Source organism: Leclercia sp. Colony189 (genome assembly GCF_009740165.1).
Lineage (GTDB): Bacteria > Pseudomonadota > Gammaproteobacteria > Enterobacterales > Enterobacteriaceae > Enterobacter.
In genome coordinates, this window is sequence record NZ_CP046557.1 from 3024831 (window position 1) to 3044822 (window position 19992).

The 19992-nt window shown below is 55.0% G+C and carries 22 protein-coding genes, 1 tRNA gene and 2 pseudogenes; 16 read left to right on the forward strand and 9 right to left on the reverse strand.

What is annotated here, in order from left to right; genetic code table 11:
* The 10 genes and pseudogenes from fliJ to rcsA all read left to right on the forward strand — a co-directional run bounded on the left by fliJ (window position 1) and on the right by rcsA (window position 6737).
* Window positions 1-444: a flagellar export protein FliJ gene (fliJ, locus tag GNG29_RS14520; RefSeq protein WP_103180146.1), complete on the forward strand. Its 444-nt coding sequence runs from the start codon at window positions 1-3 to the stop codon at window positions 442-444.
* Window positions 441-1640 (forward strand): flagellar hook length control protein FliK, encoded by a 1200-nt coding sequence (gene fliK / locus GNG29_RS14525; protein WP_156654835.1) that lies wholly within the window; start codon window positions 441-443, stop codon window positions 1638-1640. Before fliJ ends, fliK begins: the two co-directional genes overlap by 4 nt.
* A gap of 111 nt (window positions 1641-1751) precedes the next feature.
* A complete protein-coding gene (fliL, locus tag GNG29_RS14530; RefSeq protein WP_103180148.1) occupies window positions 1752-2219 on the forward strand; it encodes a flagellar basal body-associated protein FliL in 468 nt (155 codons plus the stop codon).
* 4 nt (window positions 2220-2223) lie between these two features.
* Window positions 2224-3228 carry a flagellar motor switch protein FliM gene (gene fliM, locus GNG29_RS14535; RefSeq protein ID WP_103180149.1) on the forward strand — a complete coding sequence of 335 codons (1005 nt, stop codon included), beginning with the start codon at window positions 2224-2226 and terminating at the stop codon, window positions 3226-3228.
* Entirely contained in the window at window positions 3225-3638 is a 414-nt protein-coding gene (gene fliN, locus GNG29_RS14540) for a flagellar motor switch protein FliN (protein ID WP_103180150.1), read from the forward strand. Before fliM ends, fliN begins: the two co-directional genes overlap by 4 nt.
* Before the next feature lie 2 nt (window positions 3639-3640).
* Entirely contained in the window at window positions 3641-4015 is a 375-nt protein-coding gene (fliO, locus tag GNG29_RS14545) for a flagellar biosynthetic protein FliO (RefSeq protein WP_103180151.1), read from the forward strand.
* Window positions 4015-4752: a flagellar type III secretion system pore protein FliP gene (gene fliP / locus GNG29_RS14550; RefSeq protein ID WP_103180152.1), complete on the forward strand. Its 738-nt coding sequence runs from the start codon at window positions 4015-4017 to the stop codon at window positions 4750-4752. The genes fliO and fliP overlap by 1 nt, the downstream gene beginning before the upstream one ends.
* 10 nt (window positions 4753-4762) lie before the next feature.
* On the forward strand, window positions 4763-5032 hold the full coding sequence (fliQ, locus tag GNG29_RS14555; protein ID WP_032612271.1) for a flagellar biosynthesis protein FliQ: 270 nt from the start codon (window positions 4763-4765) through the stop codon (window positions 5030-5032).
* A 2-nt stretch (window positions 5033-5034) separates the two neighbouring features.
* Window positions 5035-5827, forward strand: a pseudogene (fliR, locus tag GNG29_RS14560) (flagellar biosynthetic protein FliR); the annotation flags it as partial.
* 286 nt (window positions 5828-6113) lie between these two features.
* Window positions 6114-6737, forward strand: a complete 624-nt coding sequence (gene rcsA / locus GNG29_RS14565) for a transcriptional regulator RcsA (protein ID WP_103180154.1) — start codon at window positions 6114-6116, stop codon at window positions 6735-6737.
* 91 nt (window positions 6738-6828) lie between these two features.
* Here rcsA and dsrB read toward each other — a convergent pair whose 3' ends face one another.
* Window positions 6829-7017: a protein DsrB gene (gene dsrB, locus GNG29_RS23200; RefSeq protein WP_180209824.1), complete on the reverse strand. Its 189-nt coding sequence runs from the start codon at window positions 7015-7017 to the stop codon at window positions 6829-6831.
* A gap of 127 nt (window positions 7018-7144) precedes the next feature.
* Here dsrB and yodD point away from each other — a divergent pair, with 127 nt between their 5' ends.
* A complete protein-coding gene (gene yodD, locus GNG29_RS14575; RefSeq protein WP_103822455.1) occupies window positions 7145-7372 on the forward strand; it encodes a YodD family peroxide/acid resistance protein in 228 nt (75 codons plus the stop codon).
* 299 nt (window positions 7373-7671) lie between these two features.
* Window positions 7672-8484 carry a mannosyl-3-phosphoglycerate phosphatase-related protein gene (locus GNG29_RS14580; protein ID WP_103180156.1) on the forward strand — a complete coding sequence of 271 codons (813 nt, stop codon included), beginning with the start codon at window positions 7672-7674 and terminating at the stop codon, window positions 8482-8484.
* Here the strand turns inward: GNG29_RS14580 and dgcQ are convergent.
* From dgcQ to GNG29_RS14595, 3 genes and pseudogenes are all read right to left on the reverse strand, one after another.
* A pseudogene (gene dgcQ, locus GNG29_RS14585) lies at window positions 8466-10138 on the reverse strand (cellulose biosynthesis regulator diguanylate cyclase DgcQ). The gene GNG29_RS14580 and the pseudogene dgcQ sit on opposite strands and share 19 nt — an antisense overlap.
* A gap of 126 nt (window positions 10139-10264) precedes the next feature.
* Entirely contained in the window at window positions 10265-10447 is a 183-nt protein-coding gene (locus GNG29_RS14590; RefSeq protein WP_103180158.1) for a YodC family protein, read from the reverse strand.
* A gap of 78 nt (window positions 10448-10525) precedes the next feature.
* A complete protein-coding gene (locus GNG29_RS14595; protein WP_156654836.1) occupies window positions 10526-11443 on the reverse strand; it encodes a DUF808 domain-containing protein in 918 nt (305 codons plus the stop codon).
* Window positions 11444-11620: 177 nt separating this feature from the next.
* On the opposite strand from GNG29_RS14595, the gene yedA reads away from it, so the two are divergent.
* Window positions 11621-12535 carry a drug/metabolite exporter YedA gene (gene yedA / locus GNG29_RS14600; protein ID WP_156654837.1) on the forward strand — a complete coding sequence of 305 codons (915 nt, stop codon included), beginning with the start codon at window positions 11621-11623 and terminating at the stop codon, window positions 12533-12535.
* Here yedA and GNG29_RS14605 read toward each other — a convergent pair.
* The 4 genes from GNG29_RS14605 to drpB are packed head-to-tail and all read right to left on the reverse strand — an operon-like array spanning window position 12507 to window position 15471.
* Window positions 12507-12998, reverse strand: a complete 492-nt coding sequence (locus tag GNG29_RS14605) for a very short patch repair endonuclease (RefSeq protein WP_103180161.1) — start codon at window positions 12996-12998, stop codon at window positions 12507-12509. The genes yedA and GNG29_RS14605 overlap by 29 nt on opposite strands.
* Complete coding sequence (locus tag GNG29_RS14610) at window positions 12982-14412, reverse strand: DNA cytosine methyltransferase (RefSeq protein ID WP_168192028.1); 1431 nt, start codon at window positions 14410-14412, stop codon at window positions 12982-12984. Before GNG29_RS14610 ends, GNG29_RS14605 begins: the two co-directional genes overlap by 17 nt.
* 49 nt (window positions 14413-14461) lie before the next feature.
* Complete coding sequence (locus tag GNG29_RS14615; protein WP_103180163.1) at window positions 14462-15157, reverse strand: phosphohydrolase; 696 nt, start codon at window positions 15155-15157, stop codon at window positions 14462-14464.
* A gap of 41 nt (window positions 15158-15198) precedes the next feature.
* Window positions 15199-15471, reverse strand: a complete 273-nt coding sequence (drpB, locus tag GNG29_RS14620) for a cell division protein DrpB (protein ID WP_156654838.1) — start codon at window positions 15469-15471, stop codon at window positions 15199-15201.
* 639 nt (window positions 15472-16110) lie between these two features.
* On the opposite strand from drpB, the gene GNG29_RS14625 reads away from it, so the two are divergent.
* The 3 genes from GNG29_RS14625 (at window position 16111) to dcuR (ending at window position 19654) form a co-directional block, all read left to right on the forward strand.
* Window positions 16111-17184, forward strand: a complete 1074-nt coding sequence (locus GNG29_RS14625; RefSeq protein WP_103180165.1) for a porin — start codon at window positions 16111-16113, stop codon at window positions 17182-17184.
* Between the two features lie 134 nt (window positions 17185-17318).
* The gene (locus GNG29_RS14630; protein WP_156654839.1) at window positions 17319-18932 is read left to right on the forward strand and encodes a sensor histidine kinase; all 1614 of its coding nucleotides are present in this window, start codon (window positions 17319-17321) and stop codon (window positions 18930-18932) included.
* On the forward strand, window positions 18929-19654 hold the full coding sequence (dcuR, locus tag GNG29_RS14635; protein WP_103180167.1) for a two-component system response regulator DcuR: 726 nt from the start codon (window positions 18929-18931) through the stop codon (window positions 19652-19654). Before GNG29_RS14630 ends, dcuR begins: the two co-directional genes overlap by 4 nt.
* A gap of 161 nt (window positions 19655-19815) precedes the next feature.
* On the opposite strand, the gene GNG29_RS14640 is transcribed toward dcuR, so the two are convergent.
* Window positions 19816-19905, reverse strand: a tRNA-Ser gene (locus tag GNG29_RS14640).
* Window positions 19906-19992: the final 87 nt, after the last annotated feature.

Sequence of the window (19992 nt, forward strand, 5' to 3'; positions counted from 1 at the left end):
ATGGCACAACACGGCGCATTAACCACGCTGAAAGATCTGGCCGAGCAGGATGTTGATCATGCCGCGCAGCACCTTGGGGTGATGCGCCGCGGACAGCAACAGGCGGAAGAGCAGCTGAAGATGTTGATTGACTACCAGCATGAGTATCGCACCAACCTCAATACCGATATGACGCAGGGCATCGGCAGCCAGCGCTGGATCAACTATCAACAGTTCATCCAGACGCTGGAGAAAGCGATCGAACAGCATCGCCAGCAGGTGGTTCAGTGGAGCAATAAAGTCGACCTTGCGTTAACAGCCTGGCGAGAGAAGAAACAGCGCTTACAGGCCTGGCAGACACTGCAGGATCGCCAGCTTGCCGCCGCAACCCTGGCGGAAAGCCGTCTCGATCAGAAAAAAATGGATGAATTTGCCCAGCGGGCATCAATGAGGACCCCGGAATGATCACCCTTCAACAACTGCTTTCGAGCGACAGCGATCTTACGGCTGGCGCGCGGGGCGGAAAAGCGGCCGACGGCGCGCAGGATTTTCTTGCCCTGCTGGCGGGCGCGTTAAGCGATGCCAAAGGTCAGGGCAAAGATGTCGGCCTGACGCTGAACGATCTCCACTCATCGGGCGGCAAGTTCGCCCAGGCGGCGCTGCAAACCGGTGCCGCCGATAGCGACGTTGACGCCGATGCCGGCAAGCTTGCCGAGCTGCTGGCGCGTCAGGATCTGACGCTATCCGATGAAGATGCCAGCCAGCCGGGGCTGGCACACGGCCTGTTGCCGGTCGCCAAAAGCGAGGTGCTGAAATCGCTGGCCCAGGCCGCTAAAGAGGCTGACAGCAAAACGGAGCTTAGCGAGGAAGAGCTGGCGGGATTAAGCGCCCTCATGGCGATGCTTCCCCACCAGCAGACCGCAACCGCGGCCGCGCCTCAGCCAGTGAGCGCCGGAAGCCTGGATGTGAAGGCGACGCTGAATGGCGATCGTGGTCATCAGCCAGCGCTGGATACCGATGCGCTGCGCACCGCAAAAAACGTGGCTCAGGATAAAGGTGCGGCCTTAGCCTCTGACACCCAACTGACGCCAGCCGTCGCCGCGGCAACGACCAGACAGGCGGCTGAGAGCACACCATCCCCGACCGGGCCGACCATCACGATGGGGCCGATTGTCAGCAATCTTACCTCTGCTCAGCCGACGATGGCCGCCGCACCGGTGGTCAGCGCCCAGCTGGGCAGCAATGAGTGGCAGCAGACCATCAGCCAGCACATCACGCTGTTCACCCGTCAGGGCCAGCAGAGCGCCGAGCTGCGTCTGCACCCGGAAGATCTGGGCCAGGTGCAAATTACGCTTAAGCTGGATGATAACCAGGCGCAGCTGCAGATGGTGTCAGGCCACAGCCACGTTCGCGCGGCGCTGGAAGCGGCACTGCCGGTGCTGCGTACTCAGCTGGCGGAAAACGGTATTCAGCTTACGCAAAGCAGCATCAGCAGTGAAAACTTTAACGGTCAACAGCAGGCCTCCTCTCAGCATCAGCAGCAGGCATCCCGCTCCGGCAATAACGGCGGATTTGATGAAGAGAGCGATGAGCTGCTGGCGGCACCGGCCTCGCTGCAGTCTGCAGCCCGTGGAAACAGTGCCGTCGATATCTTCGCCTAAACCTAAACGCCAGAGGTAGCGTGATTATCCCCGTCTTTTCGACCCTTTGACGGCGACAGGACACGGGATAATCACCACATTAGCAGTCCCGAAACAGGAAGCACGCAACAGATGACTGACTCCGCCATCACCAAAAAAAGTAAGCGTTCCATCTGGATCCCGCTGTTGGTGTTAATTACGCTCGCCGCCTGCGCCACCGCAGGTTACAGCTACTGGCGTATGAATAAAGCCCCTTCAGCCGAAGCCAAAGTGGAGCCACCACCGCCGGCGGCACCTGTCTTTTTTGCGCTGGATACGTTCACCGTTAACCTGGGCGACGCCGATCACGTCTTTTACGTGGGCATTACGCTGCGTCTGAAAGACGAAGCTACCCGCGCGCGTCTGAGTGAATACCTGCCGGAAGTGCGCAGCCGTCTGCTGCTGCTGTTTTCTCGTCAGGATGCCACCCAGCTCTCTACCGATGAAGGTAAGCAGAAGCTGGTGGAAGCCATTAAGCAAACGCTGGCCGCGCCTCTGATCAGCGGTCAACCTAAGCAGGAAGTCACCGACGTTCTGTATACAGCTTTCATTCTGCGGTAACGACATGGGCGACAGTATTCTTTCTCAGGCGGAAATCGATGCGCTGCTCAACGGCGACAGCGATAAAGCCGACGAACCAAAAGCGGGCCTGGCGGGCGAAAGTGATATTCGCCCCTACGATCCCAATACCCAGCGTCGCGTGGTGCGCGAGCGTCTGCAGGCGCTGGAGATCATCAACGAACGTTTTGCCCGTCAGTTCCGTATGGGGCTGTTTAACCTGCTGCGCCGTAGCCCGGATATTACCGTCGGTGCGATCCGCATTCAGCCGTATCATGAGTTCGCCCGTAACCTGCCGGTGCCGACGAACCTCAACCTAATCCATCTGAAACCGCTGCGTGGCACGGGTCTGTTCGTCTTCTCGCCAAGCCTGGTGTTTATCGCCGTAGATAACCTCTTCGGCGGCGACGGACGTTTCCCGACTAAAGTGGAAGGCCGCGAGTTCACCCACACCGAACAGCGCGTTATCAACCGCATGCTGAAGCTGGCCCTTGAGGGGTACAGCGACGCATGGAAGGCGATCCACCCGCTCGACGTGGAGTATGTGCGTTCCGAGATGCAGGTGAAGTTCACCAACATTACCACCTCGCCAAACGACATCGTGGTCAACACCCCGTTCCACGTGGAGATCGGCAACCTGACCGGCGAATTCAATATCTGCCTGCCGTTCAGCATGATTGAGCCGCTGCGCGAAGTGCTGGTGAACCCGCCGCTGGAGAACTCCCGCCATGAAGATCAGAACTGGCGTGAGAACCTGGTACGCCAGGTTCAGCACTCCCAGTTAGAACTGGTGGCCAATTTTGCCGACGTGCCGCTGCGTTTGTCGCAGATCTTAAAATTAAAACCCGGCGATGTTCTGCCGATAGAAAAACCCGACCGCATCATTGCGCATGTGGATGGCGTGCCCGTGCTGACCAGCCAGTATGGCACCGTGAATAATCAGTACGCGTTACGCGTTGAGCACCTGATCAACCCGATTTTGAATTCTCTGAATGAGGAACAGCCCAAATGAGTGATATGAACAATCCGTCCGATGACAACACCGGAGCACTGGACGATCTGTGGGCTGAGGCGTTAAACGAACAAAAAGCACCGGCCAGCAAAAGCGTTGCCGATTCGGTATTCCAGCAGCTGGGCGGCGGCGACGTCAGCGGTACGCTGCAGGATATCGATCTGATTATGGATATCCCGGTCAAGCTGACCGTGGAGCTGGGCCGTACCCGCATGACCATTAAAGAGCTGCTGCGCCTGACGCAGGGTTCGGTCGTGGCGCTGGATGGCCTGGCCGGTGAGCCGCTGGATATTCTGATCAACGGCTACCTGATTGCCCAGGGTGAAGTTGTGGTTGTCGCCGATAAGTACGGCGTGCGTATCACCGACATCATTACCCCGTCTGAACGTATGCGTCGTCTGAGCCGTTAAGCATGAAGACCCAGGCAGTCGTCTCTCAGCCCTCTGCGGTGCCAGGTTCGCCGCTGCTTCAGGTCAGCGGCGCGCTGCTGGGTATTATTGCCTTTATTCTCGTTGCCGCCTGGCTGGCTAAACGCGTGGGACTGGCGGGCAAAACCGCCGGTGCCCGCGGGCTGAAGCTTGCTGCCAGCACTTCGCTGGGCCCGCGTGAGCGCGTGGTGATCGTTGAAGTGGAAGACGCCCGGCTGGTGCTGGGTGTGACCGCCTCAAACATTAATATTCTGCATAAATTACCGCCTGCGCCGGTCTCTGAGGAGAGTCGCACAGAGGTTCCGCAGGATTTTCAGTCCGTGATGAAGAGTTTGCTTAAGCGTTCCGGGAGATCGTGATGCGCCGTTTGTTATCCCTTACGCTTGCCGGGGTTGGCCTGTTTGCTCCCGCCGTGTATGCCCAGTTGCCCGGCCTGATCTCGACGCCGATGGCCAATGGCGGTCAGAGCTGGTCTCTGCCTGTTCAGACGCTGGTGTTTATCACCTCGCTGACCTTTATCCCGGCTATTCTGCTGATGATGACCAGCTTTACCCGCATCATCATCGTCTTCGGTCTGCTGCGAAACGCCCTTGGTACCCCGTCCGCGCCGCCTAACCAGGTGCTGCTCGGTCTCTCCCTGTTTTTGACCTTTTTCATTATGTCGCCGGTGATCGACAAGATTTACACCGACGCCTATCAGCCCTTCAGCGAAGAGAAGATCTCCATGCAGGAGGCGCTGGAAAAAGGGGCGCAACCGCTGCGGGAATTTATGCTACGTCAGACCCGCGAAGCTGACCTGGCGCTCTTTGCCCGTCTGGCGAACGCCGGGCCGATCCAGGGGCCTGAGGCGGTGCCGATGCGCATTCTGCTGCCCGCTTACGTCACCAGCGAGCTGAAAACCGCCTTTCAGATTGGTTTTACGATCTTCATTCCGTTTTTGATTATCGACCTTGTTATCGCCAGCGTCCTGATGGCGCTGGGGATGATGATGGTGCCGCCAGCAACCATTGCCCTGCCCTTCAAGCTGATGCTCTTTGTCCTGGTGGACGGCTGGCAGCTGCTGGTGGGGTCGCTGGCACAAAGTTTCTACAGTTAAGGAGCGCCCGGTGACGCCAGAATCGGTCATGATGATGGGCACGGAAGCGATGAAGGTCGCCATCTCCGTTGCCGCTCCCCTGCTGCTGGTGGCGCTGGTCACCGGTCTGATCATCAGTATCCTGCAGGCCGCCACGCAGATTAACGAGATGACGCTGTCGTTTATCCCGAAAATCATCGCCGTGTTTGTGGCGATCATTATCGCCGGGCCGTGGATGCTCAACCTGCTGCTGGATTACATGCGCAATCTGTTCACTAACCTGCCCTATATCATCGGCTAGGTATGCTGCAAGTTACCAGCATCCAGTGGCTTGAGTGGCTGGGCCTCTACTTCTGGCCGCTCTTGCGCATCCTGGCCCTCATCTCCACCGCGCCGATCCTGAGCGAGCGGGCGATACCCAAGCGGGTCAAGCTGGGCCTGGCTATTCTCATTACCATCATCGTTGCCCCAACGCTGCCGCCGGTAAATGTGCCAATTTTCTCCGCGCCAGCCCTGTGGGTTGGGCTACAGCAGATCCTGATTGGCGTGGCCATCGGCTTTACGATGCAGTTTGCCTTTGCCGCCGTGCGCACCGCCGGGGAGCTGATTGGTCTGCAGATGGGTCTCTCCTTCGCCACCTTCTTTGACCCTGGCAGTCGGCTTAACATGCCGATCATTGCTCGTATCATCGACCTGCTGGCGATGCTGCTGTTTATGTCCTTTGACGGGCATCTGTGGCTGATTTCGATGCTGGTGGATACCTTCCACACCCTGCCGATTGGCGGGGAGCCGGTAAACAGCAACGCTTTTATGGCGCTGACCCGTGCGGCCGGGCTGATTTTCCTTAACGGCCTGATGCTGGCGCTGCCGCTGATTACCCTGCTGCTGATCGTCAACCTGGCGCTGGGTTTACTTAACCGTATGGCGCCACAGCTGTCGGTGTTTGTCATTGGTTTCCCTATCACCCTGACTATCGGCCTTGTGCTTATCGGCCTCTTAATGCCGCTTATTGCGCCATTCTGCGAACATCTATTTAGTGAAATATTTAATTTATTGGCCAATATCGTGCGCGAGCTTTCCGTGAAACAATAAACCCTCTTTTTTATATTGTCTTTCTGAGGATATTCCTAAAATAGAAAATGAGAAACATCTGCCAGGATATATCTGGAGCGGGTTTAATGCTTTTATACTCCTCACATAATTCAACATTTACTTTACTTTAAGAAGTTTCCTGGCAAATTATACGTAACTTTACGGGATAGTGAGTTCGCCTGAAAGTCCTTGTAATGCTCACAGGTAATTTATTTTTCCATCCCGTTTGGCTGTTAAAGAGCTCTCAGGCAGGTGGTGAATTATCGTTATGCATTGAGTGAGGGTATGCCATGTCAACGATCATTATGGATTTATGCAGTTACACCCGGCTAGGGTTAACCGGGTATCTGGCCAGCAGAGGGGTAAAGAAAAAAGAGATCAACGATGTACATACGGTTGACGAACTTGCCGCCGCATGTGACGCCCTTACGCCAGGTGTGGTGTTTATTAATGAGGACTGTTTCATTCACGATCCCGCCAACAGTCAGCAAATAAAGCAGATCATTAATCAGCATCCCGGCACCCTGTTTATTGTTTTTATGGCTATAGCCAATATCCATTTCGATGAATATTTGCGGGTGCGTCAGAATCTTCTGATTAGTTCGAAATCTATTAAGCCGGAATCGCTGGATGAACTGATCGGGGATTATTTAAACAAAGAGATAAAGAGTGTAGCGAAATTTAATTTTCCCACTTTATCATTAAGCCGAACTGAATCCAGCATGCTGCGAATGTGGATGGCTGGACAGGGAACGATTCAGATTTCAGACCAGATGAATATCAAGGCGAAAACCGTATCGTCACATAAAGGAAATATTAAAAGGAAGATTAAAACGCATAATAAGCAAGTGATCTATCATGTCGTTCGCCTGACCGACAATGTGACCAACGGAATTTACGTTAATCTGCGTTAACCCCTTCCCTTTTTGCCACGTAAACCGATCTCTGGCTATGCCAGAGATTTTTCATTTCGGCCGCGCCAGCCCGCGTCAGCCGACACGCATGTTACTCCACGCTCTCAACAAAAATCCCGTCAGGGTGGCCAAGCTCGTTAAAGAACCAGATCCCGAGCGGGTAGTCCTCCAGCGAGACCAGATACATCGTGCCTTCATTAAACTGCTCAACTGCCAGTACCACACCCGGGCGACGCGGCCCGCCGTCGGTTTTGACGGTTACCCGATCGTTGACGTTCATAAAATCCTCCTCTGGTTTTGAGCCAGTGTAGAACAAAACGTGAAAACTGGCAGCGTGTTGCTGCGCGTTTGCCGCTTTTATCGGCGGTCTATACTTAAAGCTGTAAAGGGTAAACGAGGAGTACGCAATGAAGACCGAAAAAGAGTACAGCGAAACGGCTAAACGGGAAGTGAATGTTGATGTGGATGCCTTGCTCGCCGCGATCAATGAAATCAGCGAGAGCGAAGTACAGCGCATAGAGGATGACCCTACCCGGGTACGGGTTAACGATCGGGATTACCATACCTGGCGCGAGCTGGCTGAAGCCTTTGAGCTGGATATCCATGATTTCAGCGTCACAGAGGTGAATCGCTGAGGCGAAAAAAATCCCGGTCATGGGGTGACCGGGATCAAACTTGCTCATGCAAGAAGCACTTGTAAATTCGTTACACCAGGAAATCTGATGTCGCGTAAACATTATCTGCAATTTTTTTGCAAGACAAGGAAATATTCTTCATATTTATAGTTTCCCTGTGCAATTAAAATGTTGATTATAGTTGCCCAACAGGCATCAGCCGTGGGGTGCGCGGGATCGGTTCCATAAGATAACCGTTTTGCAGAATTTTATTTTAAGAAAATTCTTATAAAAGACCTTCATCTGTTAGGGGAGATGCTATGCCTTCACTCGACGATCCGCTGCTTATCTATAGCGATCTGGACGGCACATTGCTGGATATTCACACCTATGACTGGCAGCCCGCTCTTGGCTGGCTGGATACCTTACAGGACCATCAGATCCCGGTGATCCTCTGCAGCAGCAAAACCGCGGCGGAGATGCTGGAGATCCAGAGCGATCTGGGGCTGGAGGGCTTGCCCTTTATTGCCGAAAATGGCGCGGTGATCCAGCTGGATGTCCGCTGGGATGACCATCCCAACGCCCCACGGTTAATCAATGGCGCTCCCCATGCCGATATCGTTAACATCATCAATCAATTGCGCGCCCGGGAGGGTTACAAATTCACCACCTTCGATGACGTGGACGAGCGGGTTATTAGTGAGTGGACCGGTCTTAATTATGCCCGTGCTAGGCTGGCGAAACTGCATGAAGCCTCGGTGACGCTCATCTGGCGCGACAGCGATGAGAGAATGGCTGCGTTTGAAGATGCGCTGACCGCGCTGGGGTTGAAGTATGTTCAGGGCGCACGGTTCTGGCACATTCTTGATGAACGCGGCGGTAAGGATCAGGCGATTAACTGGCTCAACGAGCAATACCTGCAGCGCGAAGGCGCGCTTCCCACTACTCTCGGTCTGGGTGACGGGCCAAACGACGCGCCGCTGCTGGATAGTGTCGATTTCGCGGTGGTGGTTAAAGGCATCAATCGCCAGGGAATTACGCTCAAAAACGACGATCCGGCGCGGGTTTACCACACCCACCAGCCTGGTCCTGCTGGCTGGCGTGAAGCGCTGGATCACTTCTTCTCGTCCTGACCCACCACCTGGTTGCGTCCTCGCTGCTTCGCCTGGTAAAGCCGGGCGTCGGCGATGGACTGTAGCTGTTCAAAATCGTAGTTACCGCTCTCCTCTGCGCTGCTGACGCCAATCGACACGCTGACGCGCGTCGTCTGGCTTTTTTTCACCAGGATTTCCCGACGATTGATGCGCTCGCGGATCCGCTCGGCAATTGCCATCGCCTGTTCCGGCCCGGTGTCCGGTAACACTACACAGAACTCTTCTCCGCCGACACGTCCGGCAACATCGGTGTCCCTTATCGTGCGGGTAATTAAGCCAGCCGCATGCGTCAGCACTTTATCCCCCGCCTGGTGACCAAAGCTGTCGTTAACCCGTTTGAAATGGTCAAGATCCATCTGCATCACCGAGTAGGGCTGATTTTGCTGTTCACACCGCTTCGCCAGCGCTTTTGCCCGCTCAAACAGCGCGCCACGGTTATTTATCCGGGTCAGCGGATCGTGCCAGGCCTGCCACTGCAGCGAGTGTTGCAGGCGGTACATATTGCTGACCATCCGGCGGATCACAAACCATGAGCCCACCAGCATCGCGGTAAAGAGCAGCCACAGCATCGCCAGCGCGATAGTAATGCTGCCGAAATCACCGTTCGCCCCTTCCCTCAGGGTGTGGATGCGCAGCACAAGACCATTAAAATGATCCAGATGATGCCAGTTGACGTAGCGGCTCCCCAGACGGATATCCCCTTCGGTATCTTTTTCCAGAGCAGCGGCAATTTGCGCCCGCTCGCGCTCGTCAAAATGATTCACGTTGTCCGCAATATTCTCCGACGTGGCGAGCAGATTAAAGCCTTTATCATAGAGCTGGAACTCACCTTCACCATTGCCGTCTACTGCATCCTGCAGCAGTTTCTTCAGCCCCGGGAGCGTAAACTCTAACGCCAGCGCGCCGTACCAGTAGCGTTGGTAATCGACCGGTACGCTGACGGTAACGGTGCGATCGTCTGCCCCATGCGTAAACCAGCGCACGCTTCGGGCCCGGTTCTCACGCTCCGACTGGCCGGTGTACCACGGACGTGTGACCAAATGATAGTAGCGGGAGATAATGTCACCTCCCCAGTCGGTGGGATCGGTTGAGACGTAAAACCCGGCGCGGGAAACATAGACCACGCGCCTGGCGTGTGCTGCCGGAGAGTCGATGCGCAGCAAATAGCCCATTTCAAACGCGGCGCTCAACTCTCTTTCAATCCGTTCATCATCACGTGACAGGCTGGTGGTTTGCCGTACAAAGGCATCAGAAAACCGTTCAAGGGTAAGGTGCGACGCACATCGAAGGTCAGCTGCCAGGAGGGCTTGCCCTGCAGATCGTTAAAGTGGTCGACAGTATTACGCAACAGTGGGGATGCGAGGGGCGTTTCAAGGGCGTCGCGCATGCCGTTGCGAAAGAACAGCAGCTTTTCCACGCTGAACTCAAGCTGGCGATCCAGTGAATTGGCCACCGTCTCCAGATGATTTTTCTGGCTGGCCGCGTACGCATCCTCCAGCACCACGGCTTCACGCCAGGTCAACAGCGTGGAGAAGATGAGGACGACAATAAAGCAGATGTTAACAACCCGGCCCGGATGAAAGCGATGTCGTGCCGTAAAAGCGTCTTTTCCTGAAACGATGTCGTGCTCCACACCTACTCCGTGAAGGCCACCTTCGCCATCTGCATGACGTCAAAGCCTGGCTGATTTTGCAATGCTACTGCGGTTGGCGCGATTATAACGTACAAAAACGCCCGGCAGTGCCGGGCGTAGCGTGACTTAAGCCTTGTCCTGTCGCCGGGTGCCATCACCATGCTGAAGCTCATCTTCATGAAACGCTTCCTGCTTGATGCCGTAACCGTCGTACCAGCGACATTCCACCATTCCGCTTGCATAGCCGGTGACGACCATACGTGGGCCGCCATTTTTAGGCTTAACTTCATCGCTGACCAGAAAGACCATAACCGCCTCCTTTATCAGTGTGAAACTGTATCAATTTAGTCGAGGAATAACAGTTATGCCTGGTATAGCTTCAACCTATTAATGTGAGTGCCCTCGCATTTTTTCCACAACTTTCACGACTGCCACAACGATAAGGCCAATGATAAAGCCGAGCACCAGGTTGAGTAACGTTGGCAAAATGGCTGCAATAACAGATGCTTGTGCTTCTGCAAAGTGTTCAATGGCATGATGCAGCGGCGCAATACCGTGCACCACAATCCCGCCGCCGACCAGGAACATCGCCAGGGTGCCAATCACCGATAACGACTTCATTAGCCAGGGCGCAATCACCAGCAGCGCTTTGCCTGTGGCCTTCGCCAGCGCATTGCGCTTTTCGTTTAGCCAGTAGCCGATATCGTCCAGTTTGACGATGAGCCCTACCAGACCGTAAACCCCAATGGTCACCAGAACGGCGATCCCCGAGAGCACCAGCACCTGATTCAGCAGCGGCGCATCCGCCACGATACCCAGAGTGATGGCGACAATTTCCGCCGACAGAATAAAGTCGGTGCGAACAGCCCCCTTCACCTTATCGCGCTCGAACGCGACAGGATCCTTTGCTGCCAGCGCTTCCAGACGCTGTTGCCGCGCGGCCGGAGACTCCTTCTCCTTATCTTTACGTGATGCCAGGGAGTGGAGGATTTTCTCCGCCCCTTCAAAACAGAGAAACGCCCCGCCGATCATCAGCAACGGCGTAATGGCCCACGGAATAAAGGCGCTGATCAATAGCGCCAGCGGCACGAGGATCACTTTATTGAGCAACGATCCCTTCGCCACGGCCCAGACCACGGGCAGTTCCCGGTTGGCACGCACGCCCGTCACCTGTTGGGCGTTTAGCGACAAATCGTCACCCAGCACGCCTGCGGTCTTTTTCGCCGCCAGTTTTCCCATCAGTGAAATATCGTCCAGCAGCGTGGCGATATCATCCAGCAGAGTTAATAAGCTACTTCCCGCCAAAATAAGGTTCCTTCTTTTTGTTAATTACCACAACAGTATGGAGTAAAACCGCAAACCTCGAAACCACCCCGTATATGTCAACAAATTATTCACATCAACGACACAATTAAAGGACTCGCCAGCGTGATAGTTTTCACGTTAACTATATGCGACCTTTTTAATTCGCCGTGAGGGAGTATGCGTTTCAGGCAAGTCTTACCATTAGCGGGCGCCCTGTTTGCGCTCTATATCATCTGGGGCTCCACCTACTTCGTGATCCGCATTGGGGTGGAAAGCTGGCCCCCTCTGCTGATGGCGGGGGTACGGTTCCTCTCGGCGGGTACGCTGCTGCTGGCGTTTCTGCTCCTGCGCGGCCATAGGCTGCCGCCGCTGCGTCCGTTACTCAATGCCGCCCTGATTGGCGTCCTGCTGCTGGCGGTGGGCAATGGCTTTGTCACCGTCGCCGAGCATCAGAATGTGCCGTCCGGTATCGCCGCGGTGGTGGTGGCCACCGTTCCGCTGTTCACCCTCTGCTTCAGCCGTCTTTTTGGCATCAAAACGCGCAAGCTGGAGTGGCTGGGGATCGCCATCGGGATGGTGGGCATTATTCTGCTTAACAGCGGTGGTAACCTCAGCGGTAATCCGTGGGGAGCGGTGTTGATCCTGATTGGCTCGATGAGCTGGGCGTTTGGTTCGGTTTACGGCTCGCGCATTGAATTGCCCTCCGGCATGATGGCCGGCGCCATTGAGATGGTCACCGCCGGGATCGTACTGCTGGCAGCGTCCCTGCTGTCGGGGGAGAAAATGACCGCCCTACCCGACCTCTCAGGGTGGCTGGCGGTGGGCTATCTGGCGATTTTCGGTTCGGTGATCGCGATTAACGCCTATATGTTTCTGATCCGCAATGTCTCACCGGCGGTCGCCACCAGCTATGCCTATGTCAATCCAGTAGTGGCCGTCCTGTTGGGCACGGGTCTTGGCGGGGAATCGCTCTCGGCGACAGAGTGGCTGGCGCTGGGGATTATTATTATGGCGGTGGTGCTGGTGACGCTCGGCAAGTACCTGCTGCCGGCAAAACCGGTGGTTACCTCTTGTCAGGCTGAGAAACCGTAAGCGGGCGAATGCCCTGCGTGTCGATCTGCGCGGCGTTACCGCCGCTGCAGATCCACTCTTCCAGCCGCTCCGTGAGCGCCCTGTCATCGAGCTTCATTTTGCCGCGCAGCGCACACTCCCACACCACCAGCACCCGCCAGCCCTGCTCCTGCAACACAGCGATATCTCGTGCATCACGCGCGACATTCTTGCCAATTTTTTCCAGCCAGAAATCGGTTCGGGTCGCCGGGACTTTAAACAGATAGCAGTCGTGACGATGCCAGAAACAGCCGTGGGTAAAGATCACACACGTATGGCTGTCGATGACAAAATCAGGCCGTCCGGCAAGGGCGGCATCCTGCACACGAAACTCAAAACCGACCTCCGTAAGCAGGCCGGCCAGCCGTTTTTCGATAGCCGTATCCCGCGTGCCGATAGCGCGCATGTTTTTACTGCGGGTGGCTTTATTATGAACGTCCGCCATTCGCGGCCTCAGCCTTGCGTTTCTCAACTGCCTGCAAAATGCGCGACTCCAGCAACCGGGCAACAGCTGCAAAAGCTGGCACGACCACCGAATTACCAAACTGGCGATAGGCCTGAGTATCTGATACCGGAATGCGGAAGCCGTAGCCCTGAGGGGTTTCAAATCCCATCAATCGCGCGCACTCCCGCGGCGTCAAACGGCGCGGACGGTGGCGCTGGTTTTCGGCATCATCGAAATCGCGCTCGCCAAGGGCTTTATCCCAGCCTCTGTCGATGAGGATCTCGGCGCCATCTTTGTAATAGCGTGCCGACAGCGTGCGGGCGACGCTGTGTGGGTTGGTAGGATCGACCATGCCGAAACCAAAACCGTTGCCCTTCGCCTGATGCTTTTTGGCATAGCGATAAAGATATTTCCACAGCACCGGGGTGAGAATGAATTTGGCGTCCACCACGGGCTCAAGCAGATCGGCAATGGTCGGGCGTCGGGTCGGCCACAGCCCCGGGAGATCCCGCAGCGTAAAATTACCACACAGGTTGAGATCGCGACGAAAGCCTACCAGCACAATGCGCTCGCGGTGCTGCGGCAGAAAATGTTTACCGTCAACGATCTTAGGATCGTCCGGGCCGCTGTCAGCGGCATCCGCCACGTCATATCCCAGTTCATCCAGGGTCTGCATGATGATGCGGAACGTTTTGCCCCCGTCGTGGCTCTTCAGGTTTTTGACGTTTTCAAGGACGAAGATGGCCGGGCGGCGGGCATCAATAATGCGCGCCACATCGAAGAAGAGGGTTCCCTGGGTATCGCAGGCAAAGCCGTGCGCGCGGCCCAGCGCGTTCTTTTTTGATACCCCCGCCAGGGAAAACGGCTGGCACGGGAAGCCCGCGAGCAGGACGTCATGGGCAGGAATGTTGTCACGAATGTGCTGCGCCGCCTCTTCGTCCGTCACACCGCTCTGGTGGCTGAGCGTCACTTCGCGAATGTCCTCGTTGAACTGATGCGCGTCAGGATCGCAATACCAGTTGGCTTTATAGGTACGCACCGCGTGTTTATTCCATTCGCTGGTAAACACGCACTGCCCGCCAATCGCCTCAAAGCCGTGGCGGATGCCGCCGATCCCGGCGAAGAGATCGACAAAACGGAAAGCATAGTGAGGATGACAGGCTGGCGGACGAGGCAGCAGATTTTGCAAGACGCTATATTCGCCGTCGCTGAGACGACGCCCTGCCCGCTCACTGGTCACCAGCCGCTTAATGATTGCCGGGCTCCAGTGGCTTTCGCCCTGAGCATTCAGCAGATGCGCCAGCGTTCTGGCATCGTAAATTTCCAGCAGTTGGCACAATAACGCCTGCACTGACGCCGTTGATTTTTCTGCCAGCAAAAACGCGGACTCCGTCACTGATACATTTTCCTGCATACATTTAACCGGACCAAAAGGGGTTAAAAGAGAGTAACACAGAAAGCCTTTACAGACTTTCCCGGAAACGCTGTAACACCGCACTGTCGGTGCCTTCGTAATCACCGCGTAGTTCGGCACTCAGCCGGGCCATAAACTGGATTAAAAAATCAGCGCTCTGACGCGCCAGCTCACGCCCGGCGGCGGTTTGCATCGTCTGCGGCAGGCGCAGCAATTTGGTCTGAAAATGGTCAAGCGCAAAGGCGCGGTCGTTCAGCTCGCGCTCATCGGCAAAGGGATCTTCCGGGTCGAAAAGCGGCACACCCAGCGCGCCAGAGACGGCAAACACGCGTGCCAGACCAATAGCACCCAGGGCTTCCAGTCTGTCAGCATCCTGCACGATTTTCGCTTCCAGCGTGCGCGGCGGGATCCCGGCACTGAAACTGTGCGCTTCAATCGCATGCTGAACGGCGGGGTAGCGTGGGGGCGGGAAATCGGCAAAGTCCTCGCGCAGGATCGCGATCGTTTTTTCCGCTGCCAGCTGCGACGAGCGGCCTCGCTGCGGATGATTTTTTGGCAGACTGACAATATCGTGAAAATAACAGGCGGCCAGGATCGCCAGCGCATCGACCGGCTGGTCAGCCATCAGGCGTTTAGCGGTGTTCCAGACACGACGGAAATGGGAGATATCATGGGCGGTATCCTCGCTGGCGTAATGCGCCGTCAGCCAGTTTTCAAAGCGTTGCTGCCACTGCACAAGTTCCATAGCGCTTTCCATAAAGTGAAAAGCTGTACAATAGCAACTATTTACCGATCTGACATATCACGCGGCCGGGTATACCAGGCAATGCCGCCGAGGATCGCCCCCACAACACTCAATACCAGAAAGCCGCACAGGGCGCCCAGCCACTTGCCGGCTGTCGAGCCGGGATCGCTTTGAATCAGCGAACCTGATACCGAGCTGACTTTACTGATGACCCATACATAGCGCGCCATCGCCCAGAGAAAGTAGCCGCAAAAGGCGTAAAATACCCACAATGCCAGTTTGCCGCCCAGGCTGCGTTCGTTTTTCTTTGCCATGTTCTCCTCTCAGCGCAGCAGCACCACTACATTCACATCAATAATATAAAATGTGAAATAAATCACATTTTTCTATTTAATGCACTCTCCTGAGCAGATTTTATGCTGCCGATTTGCGTTAAGTTGATCTTAAGCAATTTTTAAGCGTGCCTGTTTATTACGCGGCTTCGCTTACGCGCTAATGAGAGGTCAGCAGGAGATCAATTATATTGCGGCATTATTTTGCTCTCAGCATTCCGATAAACCTGTTTTCTAAAGCTTATAATTATGTAATGATAAAGAGGTTATGAGCTTTTTTGTCGTTTCATGATTAAACACCCTTAAATTACCCTTATCTTCGCCCGATAATATTATCGGGCTTTTTTATTACTTTTTCCCGTCCTGAAAACATAAAGCAACCTAATAAATCCAAACCATCAATAACTAACTGATATAAAAATCAATAATCACCGTATATGCTTGTCTTAAACGTATAAAATAAACATATAAAGACACTTATATTAATATTTTGAAATACTCTAAATAATTCTGTTACATTTATTTTTAAACAGAAAAAACCTGCACTGAAATAGTATTACCTCCGTAACCCGGAGGGGCTTACGTATATTCATGAAGAAAATACATACAAAGGAATATATAATGAAAAGAAAAGTTCTGGCAGTTCTTGTCCCTGTTTTATTATGCGCTGGCGCGGCTAATGCGGCGGAGATTTTCAACAAGGACGGCAATAAATTCGATCTGTACGGAAAAATGGTCGGTGAGCGTATCTGGGACAAGACCGATGATAGCAACAGCGAGAATGCCGATACCTCCTATGCCCGTTTCGGTATCAAAGGCGAAACGCAGATCAACGACCAGTTGACCGGTTATGGCCAGTTTGAATACAACCTGAACGCCAGCACTCCGGAAGGCGAGCAGGATGAGAGCACCCGTCTGGCGTTCGCAGGCCTGAAATTCGGTGACTATGGTTCGTTCGACTATGGCCGTAACTACGGCGTGGCGTACGATGCAGGTGCATACACCGATATGCTGGTGGAATGGGGTGGCGACTCCTGGGTTCACACCGATAACTTCATGACTGGCCGCACAACCGGCGTGGCGACCTATCGCAACAGCGACTTCTTTGGTGCCGTTGAGGGTCTGGATTTTGCCCTCCAGTACCAGGGTAAAAACAACGATCGTCAGATGAAAAAAGCCAACGGTGACGGCTACAGCACTTCTCTGGCCTACAACTTTGATGGCTTCGGCTTCGTGGGTGTATACGGTAAGTCTGACCGTACCAACAAGCAGACTGCTGACGGCTACGGCGATACCGCAGAAATCTGGTCACTGGCAGCGAAGTATGATGCCAACAACCTCTATGCTGCGGTGATGTACGGTGAAACCCGTAACATGACCTGGGCGGGAGATGCGGGTTTCGCTAACAAAACCCGCAACGTCGAAGCCGTGGTCCAGTACCAGTTCGATTTCGGCCTGCGTCCTTCTCTGGGCTACGTCTACTCCCAGGGCAAAGACCTGTATGCACGTAACGGTCATGGCGGCGTTGATGCCGATCTGGTGAACTATGTTGAACTGGGTACCTGGTACTACTTCAACAAAAACATGAACGTTTATACCGCCTATAAATTCAACCTGCTGGATGAAGACGAAGCGGGTATTACTGGCGCGCATGCTGATGACCAGTTCGCGATGGGTATCGTTTACCAGTTCTGATTGAGATCGCCAAACGCTCTTAAGCCCGCTGCAAAGCGGGCTTTTTACTTTCTGTCGCCACCAGTTTTACATCGCTTTTACAAATCCCGCCCATCAGCGATAATGCCCCCCTTTCCCTCTTGACCGGAGTTTCAATGCGCGATTTGCCGCCCCTTCCCCCCACGCACAAGCGCCCAATGAAACTGAACACGCTGGTCACGCTGATGGTGTACGGTGTAACGGGCGCAATATTACTGGTGATTTTTGTTCTCTACTTTGCCCAAATCACCCGCGCCACCCGTGATGGTGTGCGGGATACCGCTCTCGCCGTCGCCAGAACCCTGGCCGACAGCCCGGAGGTGATCCGCGGCTTATCCTTCCCGCCGGACAGCAACATTATTCAGCCTGTCGCTATGGCAGTGATGCAGCGTAATAATCTGCTGTTTGCCGTTGTCACCAATATGCAGGGGATCCGCTATTCCCATCCTAACAGCGCCCTGCTCGGCAAAGCTTTTATTGGGGCCGATCTGCGGCCTGCGCTGGAGGATAAAGAGAATGTCGCCATCAATCACGGCGTACTCGACGAGGCGCTGCGCGTGTTCACTCCGGTGTATAACGCGCACCACCAGCAAATTGGTGTCGTTGCCGTGGGGATCTCACTGAATAAAGTAGAGCAGCAGATCGCCCGCAATCGCTGGGACGCCATCTGGCTGGTGCTGTTCAGCGCGCTGCTGGGCGCGCTCGGCGCCTGGGGACTGGTGCGGATGCTGAAGCGCATTCTGTTTGGGCTGGAGCCTTATCAAATCTCAGCCCTGCTCGAACAACGTCAGGCGATGCTGCACTCCCTGCGCGAAGGGGTGATCGCCGTGGATCAGCAGGGGCGTGTAACGATGGTCAACCACGCCGCCCGCCAGATCCTGAATATCAGCGCCAGCAGCAAGGCCCTGCACGAGGAACCGCTGCTGGCGAATCTGCGCGAGGTGCTGCGTAGCGGCATGGCTCGCCAGGACCAGGAGCTCAACTGCCACGGCAGGTTGTTGCTCTGCAATACCTTGCCCGTCAGGAGCGATAATCAGCTGATGGGCGCCATCACGACGTTTCGTGATAAGACGGAGATTAGCCAGCTCCTGCAACGGCTGGACGGTATGGTGAACTATCTGGATGCGCTGCGCAGCCACTCCCATGAGTTTATGAACAAGCTGCATGTGATACTTGGGCTGCTGCATATGAAGCACTATGCCAGACTGGAAGAGTATGTTCTGTCGACCGCCAACGCCTGGCAGACCGATGTCGGCACGCTACAGCGCAACATCAAATCGCCGGTGGTCGCAGGATTTCTGCTGGGTAAAATCAATCGCGCCAGAGAGACAGGGTTTCGCCTGACGCTCTCCGATGCCAGTCAGGTGCCGGATAATCCCAATGCGCAGCAGGTCGCCGGGCTGATTACCGTGCTGGGTAATCTGATTGAAAATGCGCTTGATGCTATGACTGGGCAGCCCGAGGGCGAAATCGGTCTGCTGCTGCACTATCAGCAGGGCTGGCTTAGCGCCGAGGTGAGCGACGATGGTCCGGGCATCGCCCCGGAACATCTGCACGCCATTTTTAGCAAAGGGTTTTCTACCAAAGGGGAGAACCGGGGGGTGGGATTATACCTGGCCCGTCAGCAGATCGAGGATCTGGGCGGAGAGATCGTCGTTGAATCGGAACCGGGCGTGTTTACCCAGTTTTTTGTGCAACTCCCCTGGGAGAGTGAAAGGAATAGCGCGTGATACATGTTTTAATTGTTGATGACGATGCCATGGTGGCCGATCTTAACCGCCAGTACGTCAATCGGGTTGAGGGTTTTTGCTGCTGCGGCGTAGCCACTTCCCTGGCAGAAGCCGGGGCCATACTTCACTCCCCTGCCCGGCAGGTTGACCTGATCCTGCTGGATGTCTATATGCAGCGCGATAATGGCCTGAGCCTGCTGCCGGTTATCCGGGCATCCGGGCGCAAAACAGACGTCATTATGATTACCTCGGCCTCTGATGGTGCCACTATTCAGGTCGCCATGCACTATGGTGTGGTGGACTATCTGATCAAACCGTTTCAGTTCCCGCGTTTCGAAGAGGCACTAAAGGGCTGGCGCGAAAAAAAGCAGCTGATGGAAGCGCATCAGTATTATGACCAGGCTGATGTTGACCGGCTTCTGCGTGGCGGTGCGCCGGCGCTGGCAGACAGCCGCCGTCTGCCAAAAGGGTTAACCCCGCAGACGCTGCGAACGCTATGCCTGTGGATTGATGCGCATCCGGAAACGGAGTTCTCCACCGACGAACTGGCTGGCGCAGTTAATATCTCGCGGGTATCCTGCCGCAAATACCTGATTTGGCTGGCGCAGGTCAACATTTTACACACCAGCATTCACTACGGCGCGACCGGCCGGCCGGTATATCGCTATCGCCTGCGGCCCGAGCAGATTGCCCTGCTCAGACAGTATTGCCACCAGGAGTAATGAATGCACTTCAACCTCTTCCGATAAACATCCTGATTTAGCTCACATATATTGTCTTGAGGCAGTAAAGGGCTATTACTCCACATAAGTGGAATGATAAGGTAGCCAGCGTAAAAGATCTCTGACGAGAAAACGTGCGGAAAGGGTGACGGAAGAGAGCGTGGCGGAGAGAGGGGGATTTGAACCCCCGGTAGAGTTGCCCCTACTCCGGTTTTCGAGACCGGTCCGTTCAGCCGCTCCGGCATCTCTCCGTTTTGATGTTGCCATCATGCCGGGTAATTTGGCATTTTAACAGACCATAACCGTTCAATTTTGTTCAAGTGACGAGTTTGCGAGCA